This is a genomic window from Leptotrichia sp., from assembly GCF_057270615.1.
The window spans coordinates 47,756-64,638 of the sequence record NZ_DBHIXN010000006.1 but is presented as its reverse complement, the minus strand read 5'-3'; the positions used below and the strand labels follow the sequence as shown (position 1 = coordinate 64,638).

Genomic DNA, 16,883 nt, shown 5'->3' with positions numbered 1-16,883 from the left:
CGTGTGGTTTGCTTCTTTCGAATTTAGCTTTTGCCATTTTAATTTTTCCTCCGTTTTATTTTGATTTTTTTTGTTTTTTATTAATCTGCTTTTTATCGCCTTTATTATAGCATATTTAGAAAATAAATGCAAGTATGTAACAAAAATTCGCGTTTTAAAAATTAAATATTTTTCAAAACTAATTCTACAATATTTTTAGCTCTTAACCCATAATTTGTAAGCATAGTTTCTCCATCTGCACTTTGTCCAAAAATATCTTGTATTCCATGTTTTATTACTTTTGTTGGATGAACTTCTGATAAGTATTCTGAAACTGCACTACCTAATCCACCAATTACTGAATGTTCTTCACTTGTTACAATAAATTTACATTCTTTTGCAGCTTTTAAAACTGTTTCTTTATCAAGTGGTTTTATTGTTGAAACATTAATTACTCTTGCTTTTATACCTTTTTCTTCCAATAATTTTGCAGCTTTTAAAGCTTCTGAAACCATAAGTCCTGTTGCCAATATTGCTACATCATTACCTTGTGTTAAAGTTACAGCTTTTCCTATTTCAAATTTATAATTTTCATCAAATAATACTGGAATATTTAATCTTCCAAGTCTTACATAAACAGGTCCTTCATATTCAGCTACTGCAAAAATCATTTTCTCTGTTTCAACTGCATCTGCTGGAGATAATACAACCATTCCTGGAACTGCACGCATTAAAGCTACATCTTCAACTGATTGATGCGAACCTCCATCTTCTCCTAACGAAATTCCTGCGTGAGTCGGACAAATTTTTACATTTAATTGAGTATATGCTACCGAATTTCTAATTTGATCAAAAGCACGCCCTGCCGCAAAATGTGCAAAAGTCGAAGCAAATGCTATTTTACCAGTTGTTGCAATCCCTGCTGCAGTTACAATCATATCAGCTTCTGCAATTCCAACATTTATATGTCTTTCTGGAAATTCCTTTTGGAAATATGCAGTCATTGTCGATTTTGACAAATCAGCTTCCAATACTACTATATCTTTATTTATTTTTCCCAATTTAACCAGTGCTTCCCCATAAGCCACTCTAGTTGATTTTTTTTCCATTATTATTCTCCTATTTTTAATATTGATATTTGCTCATTTGTAAAAATTTATGAAATCCTGTTAATGTAGCTTTTTCTCTTTATTTTCTTCAATTTTTTTAAAGAGTACAGGAATTTTTTCATATAAATAGACATGCTCATTAACTCAATTTTTTTTATTTTCACAAAAAATCAAGCTGCTCTTCAGAATATTTGCTTTTTCATAATTTTAATTGCTTAATAGTTTCCAAATAAGTCTATTTTTTACAACTTTTATTTTTAATTACTACTTTATTTAAAAATCTTAGCTCAATTCTTCCATTGCTTTTTTATATTCTTCCTCATTTGGAGCAGCTCCGTGAAATCCTGCATTATTTTCCATAAATGAAACGCCTTTACCTTTTACAGTATTTGCAACGATAACTGTCGGTTTACCTTTAACTGTTCTTGCTGTATCAAGGGCATTTATAATTTCTTCATAATTATGTCCATCAATTTCAATTACATTCCAATCAAATGCCTTAAATTTTTCTCCAATCGGAGCAACATTCATTACATCCGAAACTTTTCCATCAATTTGTAAATTGTTATAATCAACTATCGCAACTAAATTATCAAGTTTATAATGTGCAGCAGTCATAACTGCTTCCCAAATTTGCCCTTCCTGCAATTCTCCATCTCCCAAAATTGCATAAACTCTATAATTATTTTTATAAATTTTCGCACTCAAAGCCATTCCATTGGCTGCTGAAAGTCCTTGTCCAAGCGAACCTGTTGACATTTCAACTCCAACTAATTTTTTCATGTCAGGATGTCCTTGAAGTGGAGAATGCCATTTTCTCAATGTTGGAATAAGATTTCTTCCTTCATCACCCAAAAATCCCTTTTCAATTAAAGCTGCATAAAGTGCAGGGGCTGCATGACCTTTACTAAGCACTAATCTATCACGATTTTCCATTTTTGGATTTTTTGGATCAATATTCATTTCTTTCCAGTAAAGCACAGCCAAAATATCAGCAATTGAAAGCGAACCTCCCGGATGCCCCGATTTCGCTCCATAAACCATTTCAATAATATCTTTTCTTAATATTTTTGCCTTTTTTTGTAAATCTCTTATTTCCATAAAAACCTCCATTTTTTATTTATAAATAATAACAATTAACTAAATTAATCTTCCTTTTTTAAATTATAAAAAAACAATGAAACACCAAACAGAACCAATGCCACAACAAGTGTTACTTTAACTCCTAGTTCAGTTGCACCCTTTACACCATTTTGAATATTTTGATTTCCAACAACTAGTAAAGTTGACTGAACAACTTGCTGCACTAGAAAAGCTAGTTTTAAAAACATTCCCTGTATTCCAAACATAAATCCTTCCAGACTTACTTTTTTCGTTTCTGACAATTTTGCAGAAATTTCACTAAGCATTGCTTGTGGAAAAATAAATGCCGCACCACTCAATCCCGTTCCGCAAATCACAAAAAGTAAATATGCAAAAACTGAATTATTTTTATTAATAAATAGCAGTCCAAAAGTACCTATTATCAAAAGCAGCATATCCACAATCAATATTTTTTTATATGAATATTTTTTTCCAAATTTATTTGTAATCGGAAAAAATAATCCTGCCATTCCAAACAGCACAACTGATATTACAGTCAAATATTTAATATCTTTTTGCATTACAGTACTCAAATAATACGTCAAATCCCCACGAAGTATGTTAAATCCGCAAAAGAAAAAGAAATATCCCAAAAAATACAAAATAATTTCTTTATTCTTCAAATGTGAAATTGATTTTATAAATCCTAGCGATTCAGTCTTAGGACGATTTTGTGTAAGCTGTTTTTCCTTTAGAAAAAATACGCACGCATAAATTCCCAAAACTGACAATATTGTAATTAAAATTACTGTTTTACGTATTCCAACTTCTGTATTTAGAACTCCATTTATTCTTCCCAATTTTGAAATCAAAATACCAGGCAGAACCATCGCAATCCCAGTAAATATAAGCCTAAAAGTCGACTGCATTGTAGAAAGGTTAAGCCTTTCCTCCTTATTGGAAGCCAAATCTGGAATTAAGGCATTATACGGTGCTGCAACCAAAGTATAAGCTGTAAAATACAGTCCTCCAACAATCGACAAATAAATAAGTGTTGCTAGCTGCGAACTTTTAACTGGATAAAAATACATAATTGTAAGAAGTCCAAGCGGTAATCCTCCAATTAGCATAAATATTGACCTTTTTCCAAAACGTGATTTGGAATTATCTGATAAAAATCCTACTACAGGATCTGATATTGCATCAATAATCCTCGCAAAAATAAATGCCAGAACTAAATACTGAGGCTTTAGCAACGGAACTAAATTTTTTTCCGTTTCAGGCGGCAAATAATAATACGACAGCCATTGATTATAAATCTGGTCAATCATAAAATATGAAACACCAAGCCCATAAATTATATAACTTTTTTTCGTTAACCTTGAACTCATTAATTTTTTTACCTTTCTGCTTTTTATTTATATTATTTTTATCTTATATTAATTTACCAAAAATTCCTTTACTGCTTTGGCATATTCATCTTTACAATCAGGATCAGCATAAATTCTGGTATGTGAACCTTTTTCAAAAACCTTTAATCTGATATGTTCATTTTGTGCCAATTCGTTGTATTCTTCCATAAGCATTCCATAAGTTGTCGCTTTATCATTTTTAGACTGAATTATCAAAGTCGGTATTCTTTTTAGCAAATACGACAATTTTAATTTATCAAGATGACTTCCAACTCTAAAATTAAAGATTCTTACAATAACACTTACAATAAATTTTGGAACACGACGTTTTCTTGCATCTTCCTTAATTCTCTTTCTTATATTTGAAATTGAACTGTCCAATATTAGTTTTTCAATAATTATCCCTTTTTTTCTAAGTGTCTTTATATACATTTTAGAAGCAATGGCAGATCCCATTCCCCCTTGTGAAAACCCATAAAGCGTAAAATTATTCTTTCCAAACTTTTCATTCAGCATTTCCATAGTATGAAAAATATCCTGCCCAAAGCAATATCCCATCTTAGTTCTAGCCACATCAGATTTTCCAGAATTTCTCAAATCTGGAATAAAAAAATTATACTCCTTATCAAGCCCAATATCCTTAAACATCCCCAAATACTGTAATGCCGCTAATCTATTCACGCCACGCCCATGGGAAATAATCATAGTTTTTGCAGCTTCCTTATTTTCAATAAGCCACCCATAAAGCTGGATTTTCCCTGATTTATACTCAATTTCCTTAAAATTATAACCATAATCATAAGGATTTGCCTTATTATTCTCAATATTATACTTCTGTCTTAACTTTTTACTATTATACACCTCTTCAAATGTGATTCTTGGATATTTCTCAATCTGATTAATAAAATACCGTATTGACAAATATGCAATCACAAAGAAAAATATCATAAATAGTACATTAACTATTATTAATAACTCCGTTCCCATAACTCACTCCTATTCTACTTTAATTTTTTAACATTTATAAAAGCATATAAAATCTCTTTAAACAATATCATCTTTTAATAATTTTTGACAAGGGAAATTTTGATTCCTTAATGCTATTGCTTAATTTTTAAAGATTTTACTTTTATAGCTGCCTATATTTTAATTTTGATTATTCAAATAAACAATTGGATTCAATTTTTCCCTTTTTTCCAAAAACAATTCTTTTAATAAAAATCCATTTTTTTCAATTTTTATTTTTTTGTAAAAATTTTCTTGAATTTTAAAATTTTTTATATTTTCTAAATTTCCCATATTCTCATTATTTTCAGAAAAACTTCCAAATTTTTCAATATCCTTCCAATTTACAAAAATATTTTTTTTCTCAAAACCATTTTTCCCCTCAATATTTTCAAAATTATTATTTTCTCGAATTTTTTTCAAATATTCCTGTCCCTTTTTATCAAATCCCAAAATTCTGACATAATTTATCTCAAAATCCATCATTTCAGCCTTTATGTTTAGCAAAATATTTAAAATAATCCGCTCCACACGCCTGTTTGATAAGTTTCTTGACTTCGTATTTTCCAAAAATTCCCTATAATTTTTTGAAATTGCTACTCCCCTGTCTATTCTAGCATAAATTTCACAATTAATGTCATAAATTTCCATTATTTTTTCTTTTTTTTCAGTCAAAATTTTATATTTTACGATTTTAAAGATTTCTTCCTTTAATTTTTGAAAATCAGTTTCATTTTTTATTTTAAATTCTAAATTTTTAAAAATTATTTCAAAAGATTTTTCTGGTACAAATTTCTTAATTTTTTCCATCTTCTCCAAAATAAACTTTTCTAATTTTAAATTTTTATCTTCATAAAATTCTTCTAATATTTTTTCCAGTTCATTTCGCAAAAATGAAGCACTCACAAATTCTTCCCTATCTTTTTCGATTTTTTCTTCATTATATTCTGAAATTTCCCTTTTTATAATAAACGGCTTTATTTTAAGATTACTTTTCTCAATCTCACGCATATATTCCAAAGCCAAAATATTATTCGACTTTACAATTCCATCCAGTTCATATTCCTTCAATGCCAATCTTTGAGAAGTGCTGTAACTATTGCCTTTTTTCATATATCCCATAAGTTTGTCCTTATAATCCTGACTTTTCTGCAAATCAAGAACCTTTTGCAAAACCTCAATGTTTTCTTCTTCTGCTCCAAAAACCTGAATATCCATTCCCAAATAATCCAAAATTCGTGTCGCCATCTTTGAAAAAATCTCAGCATTTTGAATTGAATAGTAAAGTGGAAGCTCTGCGACTAAATTAACTCCATGCTCTAAATTAACCTGAGTTTTCTCCCATTTCTCCAAAAATGAAATTTCTCCCCGCTGAACAAAATCTCCACTTATCACAACTGCAATAAAAACATTTTTTCCAAATATTTCTTTAATTTTCCTGATTTGATACAAATGACCATTGTGAAACGGATTGTATTCAGCTACAATTCCTATTTTTAACAATTTTTTCTCCTAAAAACTTCTCTTATGTTACACATATTATATCATATATCCATCTAATTTTTATAAGTTTTTTTAATTTCTTTAAAAAATTTCTTGTTTAAATCCTTTTCTTGAATTTTCTTGATAAAAATTATATAATACAGTTAGTCTCTCTGATCTTAAAATTTGAATAAAATCTTAATTTTAAAGTGACTTTACCAAAAATCTAAAATTTAAAGGAGCACAAACAATGAAAATACACTTTATATTACACGAAACATTTGAAGTTCCAGGAGCTTACCTTTCTTGGGCAGCACTTTCTGGACACGATGTCGCAATGACAAAAGTCTATCAAAACGAAAAACTTCCTGAAAATGTAGATTCATTTGATTTTTTAATAGTAATGGGAGGTCCTCAAAGTCCAATTGGAGATAACAGCGAGTTTCCTTATTTTGACCCAAAAGCTGAAATTAATTTGATTAAAAAGGCTATAAAAGCTGATAAATACATAGTTGGAGTTTGTCTTGGAGCTCAACTTTTAGGAGAAGCTTATGGTGGAACTACAGAAAAAAGCCCTTCTTGTGAAATTGGAAATTTTCCAATTGAACTAACTGAAGCTGGATTAGAAGATGAAAATATTAAACATTTTGGAAAACAAGCTATAACTGGACATTGGCACAGCGATATGCCAGGACTGCCTGACACAGCAAAAATTTTAGCAAAAAGCAAAGGATGTCCACGACAAATTATAAAATACAGCAAAAAGCACTACGGCTTTCAATGCCATCTTGAATTCACAAAAAAAGTGGCAGAATTATTAATTAATTCAGACAAAGATCTTGAAAAGAAAAGCCAAGCTTTACCATTTGTCCAATCACCTCAAACAATCCGCAATAACGAGTATAATGAGATGAATAATCTTCTTTATGAATTTTTGGACAATCTTACAAAAAGGAATAATTAAATGCAAAAACTTGAAAATTATGAACAAATACTGAATAAAATAAAAGAAGAAAAATATTTTTTATTATACGTTTCAATGAATAATTGCAGCGTCTGTCACTCTGATATGCCAAAAGTTGAGAAAATTGTTAATGAGAAAAATTTTACCGCTTATCATATCGAAGCCTCTGAAATTCCTGAAGCTGTTGGGCAATTAAGTCTATTTTCAGTCCCAGTAGTTATTCTATTTTATGAAGGCAGAGAGATACACAGACAAGCTAAAATTATTGATTTTGACGAATTAAATTATAGAATTGAACAAATAAGTGAAAATAAATAAATACCAAAAGGGAACTGATTCTAATAAAACTAGAACCAATTCCCTTAATTTTATTTTTCCAACATTCTTAACCCATAAGATCTAAAAATATCCTCAGCTTTACCAATCAATTCTTTCGTAGGAGTCGGCGTATCCTGTAATTTATATACTTTTTTCATTTTTTCCCACTTTGATTTTCCCATTTGATGAAATGGCAATATATCCACCCTTTCTATATTTGTAAGCTGTGATACAAATTTTGCCCAGTCATGCAAATCTTTTTCATCATCGGAATATCCTGGAACTAATACATATCTTAACCAGACTGGTTTATTTATTTCCTTCAAGTACTCTGAAAATTTTAGCGTATTTTCCAAATCTACAGAAGTCAATATTTTATATTTTTCAGGATTTATATGTTTAATGTCAAGAAGTACCATATCTACAAGATCCAATACTTTTTTTGCCTTTTCATTAAAAATATATCCAGATGTATCAAGTGCTGTATGAATCTTATTTTCACGGCAAAGTTTAAATAATTCTATCAAAAATTCAGGCTGCATCAAAGGCTCACCACCAGATACAGTAACTCCGCCACTTTTTATAAATCCTTTCACTTTTAAAATTTCCTTCATAACTTCCTGTGCTGTCATTACCATCTTTTTATCTTTAATTTCCCAAGTATCTACATTATGGCAATACAAGCATCTCAAAGGACATCCCTGTAAAAACAGCACAAATCTAATTCCTGGTCCATCCTTTGTCCCAAAAGATTCAAATGAATGAATATACCCTTTTATTTCCATATTAATTTTCTCTCTTTCTCTTTATATTCAATAAATTTGTTCAATAACTTAAATTTTATTTTAAATTTATTGACTATGTCATCAACATCAAACTTTATTTATTTTATGACAAGAGGAAAATACCTCTTGCTAATACTGAAAATCCATAATAAATCTATTACCAAAAAATGAGAAATAACATCTAACAAATTTATTATAAATTAAATTTCAAGCCACATAATAGAAAATAATGCCGCATAACTCATATTCTTATGAAACTATGCGACATTTTTCATATTTCTAACAATTTATTAAATTTATTTTAGCAATTAAATTTTTAAACTTTCAAAAATTACATTTTGTTTGAAATTGTTCTGTTAATTACATCTAATTGTTGTTCTCTAGTCAATTTAACAAAGTTTACTGCATATCCAGAAACTCTGATTGTCAATTGTGGATAATTTTCAGGATGTTCCATTGCATCTTCTAGTAAATCTCTTCCGAATACATTTACATTTAAGTGGTGTCCTGTTTGATTGAAGTATCCATCCATTAATCCAACTAAGTTAGTTTGTTTTTCATTTGCATTTTTACCTAATGTTTCTGGTGTAATTGCGAATGTATAAGAAATTCCATCGTTTGCATCTTCAAATGGGATTTTTGCTACTGAAGCAAGTGAAGCAACAGCTCCTCTTGTATCTCTTCCATGCATAGGGTTTGCTCCTGGACCAAATGGTGCTCCAGCTCTTCTTCCATCAGGTGTATTTCCTGTTTTCTTACCATATACAACATTTGAAGTAATTGTCAATACTGATTGTGTAGGGATTGCATCTCTATACATTTTATGAGTTCTCAATTTGTTCATAAATCTTCTTGTAATATCTACTGCAAATTGGTCAGTTGCATCGTCATTATTTCCAAATGGAACATAATCTTTTTCATTGATGTAGTCAACTGCATCTCCTTCTTCATCTCTTACAACTTTTACTTTACCATATTTAATAGCCGCAAGTGAATCTGCAATAATTGAAAGTCCAGCAATTCCAAATGCTTCTGTTCTTCTAATATTGATGTCGTGCAATGACATTTCCAATGCTTCATAAGAATATTTGTCATGCATATAGTGAATAATATTCAATGCTTTAACATAAGTTGAAGCTAACCAGTCTAACACTTTATCTAATTTTTCCCATACTTCATCAAATTCCAAGTATTCACCTTTGATTGGTTCAAATTGTCCAACTGGTGTAACTTGAATCTTAGATTTTTCATCTTTACCACCATTAATTGCATATAACAATGCTTTTGGCAAGTTTACTCTTGCTCCAAAGAATTGCATTTGATGCCCAATTGTCATTGGAGATACGCAACATGCGATTCCGTAGTCATTTCCAAATTGTGGTCTCATAATGTCGTCATTTTCATATTGTACTGATGAAGTATCAATTGACACTTTAGCACAGAATTTTTTCCAGTTTTCAGGTAATTTTTCACTCCATAAAACTGTTAAGTTTGGTTCAGGTGAAGTTCCCATGTTGTACAATGTGTGTAAAATTCTGAATGAATTTTTTGTAACCATTGATCTTCCGTCTAATCCCATTCCTCCAATTGATTCAGTTACCCAAACTGGATCTCCTGAGAACAATGCATCATATTCAGGTGTTCTTAAGAATCTAATTATTCTTAATTTCATTACAAAGTGGTCCATTATTTCTTGAGCTTCTTTTTCAGTCAAAGTTCCTTCTTGTAAATCTCTTTCCAAGAAAATATCTAAGAATGTAGAAGTTCTACCAATACTCATTGCAGCTCCATTTTGATCTTTTGTAGCAGCTAAGTATGCAAAATACAACCATTGTACTGCTTCTTTACCGTTAGTAGCTGGTCCTGAAATATCAATTCCATAAGCTTGTGCCATTCTCTTCAATGCTTTTAATGCTTTAACTTGTTCAAAGATTTCTTCTCTAAGTCTAATAACATCTTCTGTCATTTCAGCTGGATCTAAGTTTTTAAATTGTTCTTCTCTATCAGCTATCAATCTGTCAACTCCGTAAAGTGCAACTCTTCTGTAATCTCCAATAATTCTTCCTCGTCCATAAGCATCTGGAAGTCCTGTAATAATTCCTGTATGTCTTGCTTTTCTGATTTGATCAGTATAAGCTGAAAATACTCCATCATTATGAGTCTTTCTGTATTTAGTAAAAATTTCTTCAGTTTCTGGATCCAATGTGTATCCAAAAGCATTTAGACTGTTTTTTACCATTCTTAATCCACCATTTGGGAAAATTGCTCTTTTTAAAGGTGCATCAGTTTGAAGTCCTACAATTTGTTCCAAATCTTTATTAATATATCCTGCTCCATAAGCATCAATTTGAGAAGGTATTTTAGTTTCTGCATCATAGATACCTTTTTCTCTTTCTACTTTAAATTTTTCTGAAAGACTTTTCCATAATTCAGTAGTAGCTTCTGTTGGTCCTTCCAAAAAACTGTCATCTCCTAAATATTCAGTATAATTTAGTTTGATGAATTCTGTAACGTCAATGTTGTTTGTCCAATTTCCTTCTTTAAATCCTCTCCATGCGTCCATTATTCAATAACACATCCTTTCAATTTTTAATTTATTTGTTATCTTTTTGTAATCATTATAATATTGAACTTGACTCTGTGTCTATTATACCCCAAAAACTTTATAAAAGCAAATATATTTTGAAAAATTTTTAAAAAATTTTTTTATAAAAAAAGTTATCCAAATGCCGTAAAATAGTGAAAAAAATAACTTATATAATTTATGCACTTGGAAGGTTATTTCTCATAAAATTTATCTATGAAATATTTTTCTATCTTTTTTAAATTCCAAATATTGAAACATCATTGTACGTAAATTTATCATTTGTTTTAAAATATTTGTTCTACTTTGCAAAGTCCCTTTTTCTTTTCCTAATACAATATTAAAAATAGGGATATCCGAAAAATTTCTTATTATATTTAAAAATTTTGAATTAGAAATTATTAATATCTGTTCATAGTTAGCATTATTTTTTGTAATAATTTTTTTAAAATTATTCAAATGATTTACTTCTACTACTTCCAGAAAATTAAAAAATTTTATTACTTTACTAAATGTCTTTAAAATCTGATTTTCTTCTACATCAACAAGAACTAGAGTCTTTATTTTTGAAGTTTCATCAAGATGAATATATTTTTTTACAAGCCTTTTATTTAACAGGTTTTCATTTTCAAAATTTACAGACGTTTCAGCAATACTATAAACTTCTACTTTATCTTCTTTTTTCTTTTTAACCTCTACCTTTTTTATTCCAAACATTTGACGGCTCTTTTCAATCATTAAATTTTTGTTGATTTCCTTTAATATTTTTTCAGGGTTTCTTTTTTTTCTATGTAATTTTTTATAAAATAAAGTAATAAACTTATAATTTATTTTCAATTTTTCTCTTTTATAAATTTTTTCTATCATTATGAAAAATTCTTCATTTTCGATAGTTCTTTCTATACAATATTTAAATTTTATATCTTCATTTCTTAAATTTAAAATAAAATACGTCAATATTGAATATTTTTCATACATCGAAATTATATCAGTAAACTGATCAATATACAAAAAGATTAGCTTTTTCATATATTTAATTCCTTTTAATTCCAAAATTTCTTGTAATATCTTAAAATAAAAATTTTCCTGATATGTACTTTTTCCAATATAAATTTTTTCCATCCTTCTCATCAATATTTCTCTCAAATAATTTTCTCTTAATTCTTTAAGATTATGATTTCTGTTTAAAAACAATTTTTCTGTATTTACTGTTTTTACATATTCTGAATACTTTATATTGTAAATTTTTAGCAGCTGTTTTAAATCATTTTGAATATTTTTAGTATTTTCTTCAGTTCTTCTAATTTGCTTATTGAATTTATAAATATTCAATTTTTCCTTTCCAAGTAGTAAGATAAGCAGGATGAGTTCTCGTCTGAATGACATTTTCATATTTATACTTCTGTCGTCTATTTTAAATAAATCTTCATAATATTTTCCAAAATAATACAAATAATTCTTGCTTTTGTGTATTATATCATTGTTATTTTCACATAAAAAAGTATTTATATGTTCAATTGTATAATCCAATATTTTAAATCCATATTTTTCAGCCAGTTTTTTTCTATTGACAATTTTAAAATTTAAAATATCTTTTAATATGTCACTCTCATTAAAATCAATTTCCATTGATTGTTTACTCCTCATATTTCTTGTTAGACTCGTAATACTGATGAATACGAATATTTTCATAATAACAATTATGAGTTTATTTTTTTAGATGAGATTTTTTGTTTTCTTATTTTTGAAAAATACCCTTTAAATATTGACTTTCAACAATTTATTAAAATTAATTTAAAATTAAAATATTGAAATGTAATTTCAAAATTATGCTCATAAATTACTATATTTACTGATAAATATCATTATAAGTATTTTCAAAATTTATAATTTTTTATACTTTATTTATAAAAAAAATAAAATCATCTCAAAAAAAATAAATAAAAAAACTGATTATATAGTTAAAAAAACCTTTATTTTAAAGAGTTTATTGACAATGTTCGTTTTATTAAAAACAAAAAAAATATAAAATATAGCAATAACTTCTTCTTCCCAAAATTTTATTTTTTAACAAAAAATTTTAAAATTGAACTAAAAAATGATAGAGCAAAAATTTGTAATTGCAAAAAAAATAATATTGTATTATAATAAATATATATATGTGATTATAAAATAACTTTGAAATTAAACTCTAAGATTATGACTATTCTAAATTAAGTTCAATTTTTCTATTAATTTTTAGATTAGCTTAGTTTTAAGCAAGGTTCGATTATAGCGTTATCAAATATATCTAATATTTTTTAGGAAAGGAAGCAATGAAAAAACATTATTTTGAAAGTTTCGATGGAAAAAAAATCCCTTATTTATTTTTTGAATCAAAAAGAAAAAAATATAAAAGCAATATCGTAATATTTCATGGAATGACTGAACCTGTTGACAGATATGCTGAATTTGGAGAATTTTTAGCTTTTAATGGATATAATGTATTTGTTATGGAAATTCGTGGTCACGGAGAGCTAAAAAATAGCGAAATTGGAGATTTTGGAAAAAATGGAATAAAATCTGTCTTTAAAGATATTGACATTTTTTTTACTAAAGCTTTTAATGAAATTGAATTAAACCCTGATAATACTACGATTCTTGGACATAGCATGGGGTCTCTTATTGGAATGCGATGGGGAATCAAAAATAATTATAAATATTTTATTTTATCTGGATTTCCGTTAAAAAAACAGCTGAAAGTCACAAGCGGAATCTTAACAGCTTTTTTTGAAAGAATTATTTTTAGGAAAATTTCTGTATTTAACAAAGTTTTTAAAAAATGGAATACAGCTTTTGAACCAAACAAAACCAAATTTGACTGGCTGACACGTGATGAAACCGAAAATAAAAAATATGAAAATAACGAGTTTTGTGGCTATCCTGTCACACCAAAGTTTTTTTCTGGAATTTTTTCTACAATGGGATTTATTAACAGAAATTATAAAAAATTAGATGACCATACAAAAATATTAGTTATTTATGGAACTGATGATAAAGCGGTTGATACTTATTATATAAACAAAATTTTTAATAATTTAAGAAAAAAAATGAGAAGAATTAATATTCTTGAAAACAGGAATGGACGACACGAATCACTAAACGAAACAAATAAACATGAAATTTATGATGAAATCTTAAAATGGCTGAATGCAAAAAATTTTTAATTTATAACAAAAAATTTCAAAAAATTTGAAAAAATAATAAATTTTTATTGAAAAGTATGATATAATTAAGAAAGTTAATTTTAATAGGAGGAAAAATGGGCGTATTTGATTTTGTAAAAATATTTAGGGTAAATAAAAGTATTTCGATAGATTTAGGAACTGCAAATATATTGATTTACGATAAACAAAGAAAAAAAATAGTATTAAATGAACCGTCTGTTGTTGCACGTGACAGAAAAACAGGAAAATTAATCGCAGTTGGAAAAGAAGCTAGAGAAATGCTAGGAAAAACTCCTGATAGTATTCAAGCTATCAAACCTTTGCAAGATGGAGTTATTGCAGATATTGACTCGACAAAGGAAATGATTACATACTTTATTCACAAAATTTACGGAAATTCATTATTCAAGCCTGAAGTAATGATTTGTGTTCCAATTGAAGTAACAAGTGTTGAAAGAAAAGCACTATTTGATGCAGTAAAAGGTGCTAAGAAAACATATATCATCGAAGAAGGAAGAGCTGCCATTATTGGTTCAGGAGTAGATATTTCGCAACCTGAAGGAAGCATGGTAATTGATATAGGTGGAGGTTCTACTGATATTGCAATTCTATCGTTAGATGAAATTATTGCAAGCAAATCAATTAGAATTGCTGGAAACAGATTTGATGAAGACATAGTAAGATTTGTAAAAAGAAAATACAATTTGTTAATTGGAGATAGAACTGCTGAAAAAATAAAAAAAGAATTAGGTTCAGCATTAAAAGTTCAATCGCCTGAAGTTATGGAAATAAAAGGTAGAGATTTGGAAACTGGAATTCCTAATACTGTGGAAGTCAATGCAAATGAAATTTATGAAGCAATAGAAGATTCTTTATTCCAAATTGTAAACTCTACAAAAGAAGTTCTTGAAAAATGTCCGCCTGAATTGGCAGCAGATATTTTAGATAACGGAATTGTAATGACTGGTGGAGGTTCACTAATCAGAAACTTTATTGATATGATGGAACAAGAAGTTGGAATCAAAGTATTCTTATCTCCAAATCCACTTGATTCAGTAGTTTTAGGTGGAGGAGCCGCATTTGACAACAAAAAATTATTAAGAACTCTTCAAATGAAAGAAAACTAATATTTGTTGTTATTAAAAAATAGAAAATGGTAAAAAATGAAATTACAAAAAATAACTGAAAAATTTAAAAATGAAATAAATCAAGAAAAAATAAGTGCAAGTTACCTCTTTTATGGAGATAAGAGAGTTGACTTGCTTTCTTATGCACTAATGTTTTCAAAAATGATCATGGTAAAAAATATTCAAAATAATGTTGAAAAAGAAAAAATAGAAAAACTTATTGATAATTTTCAACATCCTGACATTGAAATAATAAATAAAAATAATGAAAACATAAAAATTGATGAAGTAAGGGAAATCATCTATTCATCAATAGAATCTTCATTTAATTCACCAAAAAAAATATTTATTTTGTGTGGAATTGAAAACTTGAGAAAAGAATCTTCAAATGCACTTTTAAAAATTTTGGAAGAACCTCCAAAAAACGTTTATTTCATACTTTTATCAAGAACTTTAAATATTATTTCTACAATAAAATCCCGTACAATCAAATTTTATCTTTCTGGAATGAATAATAATGAGCTGGAAGTTAGCAAGGAAATTTACTATTTCTTTGATGGCAATGAAAAAGATATTTTAGAATTTAAAAAACAAAACTTCTCGCTTGATAATATTCAATTCCAAATTAATACCGTGGAAGATATTTTAAAAATTATTATTGAAATGAAAAATTATGTGACTGGCGAGATAACTATAAAAAATTACTTGGATTTAATAATAAAATATAATAAAAGTATTGAACTTCTTTCACGCAGAGTGCGTTTTTGGAATCTTGAAAATCTATATTTTTTTATAAATGAAATAGAAAACGAATTAAAAAAAGAAAAAGAATTTTTGATAAGTTTTCTTTCTAAAATCATTATAAATTCAAAAAATTCTGTGGAAACAGAAGATTTTAAAAATCTGATAAATTTAAAAAATAGTATTAGAAATAATGTAAATGTAAAAAGTGTACTTTTTAATTTTTTTGATATTTTGCAAAATTCTTAAAAATAATTCAATGAAATTAATAAAAAAAAATGGGAAATAAACTGTGTGATCAGAATATCTCCCATTTTTTATAGCAAAACTCTAAATATATCTAATAAAAAATTCAAAATATTTACAATTTAATTTTTATCTTTTATTATTGGAACCCAAAGTTCCATTTACATATCTCCCTTGCTCTGAACCTCTTATGGATAAAGAAGATTCTTAAATACTATTTAGTTTCTTTATGAAGATCTAGAACTAATTTCCTTAAGACTTTAATGGAAAAGCTCTCCCCCAAAACATTAGCATATAGTAGAATATAAATTTAATTTTCTTGTAAACTAAAAATATGATTTGCATAATCTTTAGCATTTTCTGAAAGTTCCTCATCACTTATATTTTCAGTATCAAAAAGAAAATAATTAGAAATTAGATTTGCCTTTACATATTCAACAGTTGCTTTAAAATGTATCAAAATTTCATCCATTGAAAATTTCACAGAGCCAGTTTTTGAATAGTCACTTTCAAATCCTCCAATAGAAATTGCAACTCCTATATTTTTTCCTTTTAGATTATATTCATTTCCATAGGCCCAATTATAAGAAAGTACATCATCAAGCCATTTTTTCAATAAAGGAGTGTATGTATACCAGTAAAGCGGAAATTGAATAATTATGTTATCATGAGATAATAATAATTCGTGCTCTCTTTCAATATCAATATCCCAATTTGGATAATTTTTGTAAAGTTCATTTACTGTAATTTTGTCAGGATATTTTTCCAGTTCTTCCTTCCATCTTTTGTTAATTCTCGAATTTTCCATATCTGGATGTGCTAAAATAACTAAAGTTTTCATA

At 27.7% G+C, this 16,883-nt stretch carries 14 protein-coding genes; 5 read left to right on the top strand and 9 right to left on the bottom strand.

The features are described 5' to 3' along the window. Positions 1-161: 161 nt before the first annotated feature. The 5 genes from ACO409_RS02395 to ACO409_RS02375 all read right to left on the bottom strand — a co-directional run bounded on the left by ACO409_RS02395 (position 162) and on the right by ACO409_RS02375 (position 6,091). Positions 162-1,088 (bottom strand): transketolase family protein, encoded by a 927-nt coding sequence (locus ACO409_RS02395; RefSeq protein WP_485554484.1) that lies wholly within the window; start codon positions 1,086-1,088, stop codon positions 162-164. A 282-nt stretch (positions 1,089-1,370) separates the two neighbouring features. Then, the gene (locus ACO409_RS02390) at positions 1,371-2,189 is read right to left on the bottom strand and encodes a transketolase (RefSeq protein ID WP_485554483.1); all 819 of its coding nucleotides are present in this window, start codon (positions 2,187-2,189) and stop codon (positions 1,371-1,373) included. Positions 2,190-2,233: 44 nt separating this feature from the next. Next, positions 2,234-3,562 (bottom strand): MFS transporter, encoded by a 1,329-nt coding sequence (locus ACO409_RS02385; protein ID WP_485554481.1) that lies wholly within the window; start codon positions 3,560-3,562, stop codon positions 2,234-2,236. Positions 3,563-3,610: 48 nt separating this feature from the next. Further along, a complete protein-coding gene (locus ACO409_RS02380; RefSeq protein WP_018451357.1) occupies positions 3,611-4,570 on the bottom strand; it encodes an alpha/beta hydrolase in 960 nt (319 codons plus the stop codon). A 159-nt stretch (positions 4,571-4,729) separates the two neighbouring features. Continuing rightward, complete coding sequence (locus tag ACO409_RS02375; RefSeq protein ID WP_485554479.1) at positions 4,730-6,091, bottom strand: nucleotidyltransferase family protein; 1,362 nt, start codon at positions 6,089-6,091, stop codon at positions 4,730-4,732. A 229-nt stretch (positions 6,092-6,320) separates the two neighbouring features. Between ACO409_RS02375 and ACO409_RS02370 the strand changes: the two genes are divergently transcribed. Beyond that, positions 6,321-7,034 carry a type 1 glutamine amidotransferase gene (locus tag ACO409_RS02370; RefSeq protein WP_485554477.1) on the top strand — a complete coding sequence of 238 codons (714 nt, stop codon included), beginning with the start codon at positions 6,321-6,323 and terminating at the stop codon, positions 7,032-7,034. Continuing rightward, the gene (locus ACO409_RS02365; protein WP_485554475.1) at positions 7,035-7,352 is read left to right on the top strand and encodes a thioredoxin family protein; all 318 of its coding nucleotides are present in this window, start codon (positions 7,035-7,037) and stop codon (positions 7,350-7,352) included. Positions 7,353-7,402: 50 nt separating this feature from the next. Here ACO409_RS02365 and pflA read toward each other — a convergent pair whose 3' ends face one another. The 3 genes from pflA to ACO409_RS02350 all read right to left on the bottom strand — a co-directional run bounded on the left by pflA (position 7,403) and on the right by ACO409_RS02350 (position 12,350). Then, positions 7,403-8,131: a pyruvate formate-lyase-activating protein gene (pflA, locus tag ACO409_RS02360; protein WP_485554488.1), complete on the bottom strand. Its 729-nt coding sequence runs from the start codon at positions 8,129-8,131 to the stop codon at positions 7,403-7,405. A 337-nt stretch (positions 8,132-8,468) separates the two neighbouring features. Then, positions 8,469-10,700, bottom strand: coding sequence for a formate C-acetyltransferase (pflB, locus tag ACO409_RS02355; RefSeq protein WP_485554473.1), 2,232 nt, complete (start codon positions 10,698-10,700; stop codon positions 8,469-8,471). A gap of 231 nt (positions 10,701-10,931) precedes the next feature. Continuing rightward, a complete protein-coding gene (locus ACO409_RS02350) occupies positions 10,932-12,350 on the bottom strand; it encodes a hypothetical protein (protein WP_485554471.1) in 1,419 nt (472 codons plus the stop codon). 686 nt (positions 12,351-13,036) lie between these two features. Here ACO409_RS02350 and ACO409_RS02345 point away from each other — a divergent pair. From ACO409_RS02345 to ACO409_RS02335, 3 genes are all read left to right on the top strand, one after another. Beyond that, complete coding sequence (locus tag ACO409_RS02345) at positions 13,037-13,927, top strand: alpha/beta fold hydrolase (RefSeq protein WP_485554469.1); 891 nt, start codon at positions 13,037-13,039, stop codon at positions 13,925-13,927. A gap of 95 nt (positions 13,928-14,022) precedes the next feature. Then, positions 14,023-15,054, top strand: coding sequence for a rod shape-determining protein MreB (gene mreB / locus ACO409_RS02340; protein WP_485554467.1), 1,032 nt, complete (start codon positions 14,023-14,025; stop codon positions 15,052-15,054). A gap of 36 nt (positions 15,055-15,090) precedes the next feature. After that, positions 15,091-16,044, top strand: coding sequence for an ATPase (locus ACO409_RS02335; protein ID WP_485554465.1), 954 nt, complete (start codon positions 15,091-15,093; stop codon positions 16,042-16,044). Between the two features lie 307 nt (positions 16,045-16,351). On the opposite strand, the gene ACO409_RS02330 is transcribed toward ACO409_RS02335, so the two are convergent. Next, positions 16,352-16,882, bottom strand: a complete 531-nt coding sequence (locus ACO409_RS02330; RefSeq protein ID WP_485554463.1) for an NAD(P)H-dependent oxidoreductase — start codon at positions 16,880-16,882, stop codon at positions 16,352-16,354. Position 16,883 lies beyond the last annotated feature (1 nt).

Excerpts from the sequence above, each read along its gene's own strand:
- ACO409_RS02395 (WP_485554484.1), bottom strand. The coding sequence starts at position 1,088 with ATGGAAAAAAAATCAACTAGAGTGGCTTATGGGGAAGCACTGGTTAAA.
- ACO409_RS02390 (WP_485554483.1), bottom strand. The coding sequence starts at position 2,189 with ATGGAAATAAGAGATTTACAAAAAAAGGCAAAAATATTAAGAAAAGAT.
- ACO409_RS02385 (WP_485554481.1), bottom strand. The coding sequence starts at position 3,562 with ATGAGTTCAAGGTTAACGAAAAAAAGTTATATAATTTATGGGCTTGGT.
- ACO409_RS02380 (WP_018451357.1), bottom strand. The coding sequence starts at position 4,570 with ATGGGAACGGAGTTATTAATAATAGTTAATGTACTATTTATGATATTT.
- ACO409_RS02370 (WP_485554477.1), top strand. The coding sequence starts at position 6,321 with ATGAAAATACACTTTATATTACACGAAACATTTGAAGTTCCAGGAGCT.
- ACO409_RS02365 (WP_485554475.1), top strand. The coding sequence starts at position 7,035 with ATGCAAAAACTTGAAAATTATGAACAAATACTGAATAAAATAAAAGAA.
- pflB (WP_485554473.1), bottom strand. The coding sequence starts at position 10,700 with ATGGACGCATGGAGAGGATTTAAAGAAGGAAATTGGACAAACAACATT.
- ACO409_RS02350 (WP_485554471.1), bottom strand. The coding sequence starts at position 12,350 with ATGGAAATTGATTTTAATGAGAGTGACATATTAAAAGATATTTTAAAT.
- ACO409_RS02345 (WP_485554469.1), top strand. The coding sequence starts at position 13,037 with ATGAAAAAACATTATTTTGAAAGTTTCGATGGAAAAAAAATCCCTTAT.
- mreB (WP_485554467.1), top strand. The coding sequence starts at position 14,023 with ATGGGCGTATTTGATTTTGTAAAAATATTTAGGGTAAATAAAAGTATT.
- ACO409_RS02335 (WP_485554465.1), top strand. The coding sequence starts at position 15,091 with ATGAAATTACAAAAAATAACTGAAAAATTTAAAAATGAAATAAATCAA.
- ACO409_RS02330 (WP_485554463.1), bottom strand. The coding sequence starts at position 16,882 with ATGAAAACTTTAGTTATTTTAGCACATCCAGATATGGAAAATTCGAGA.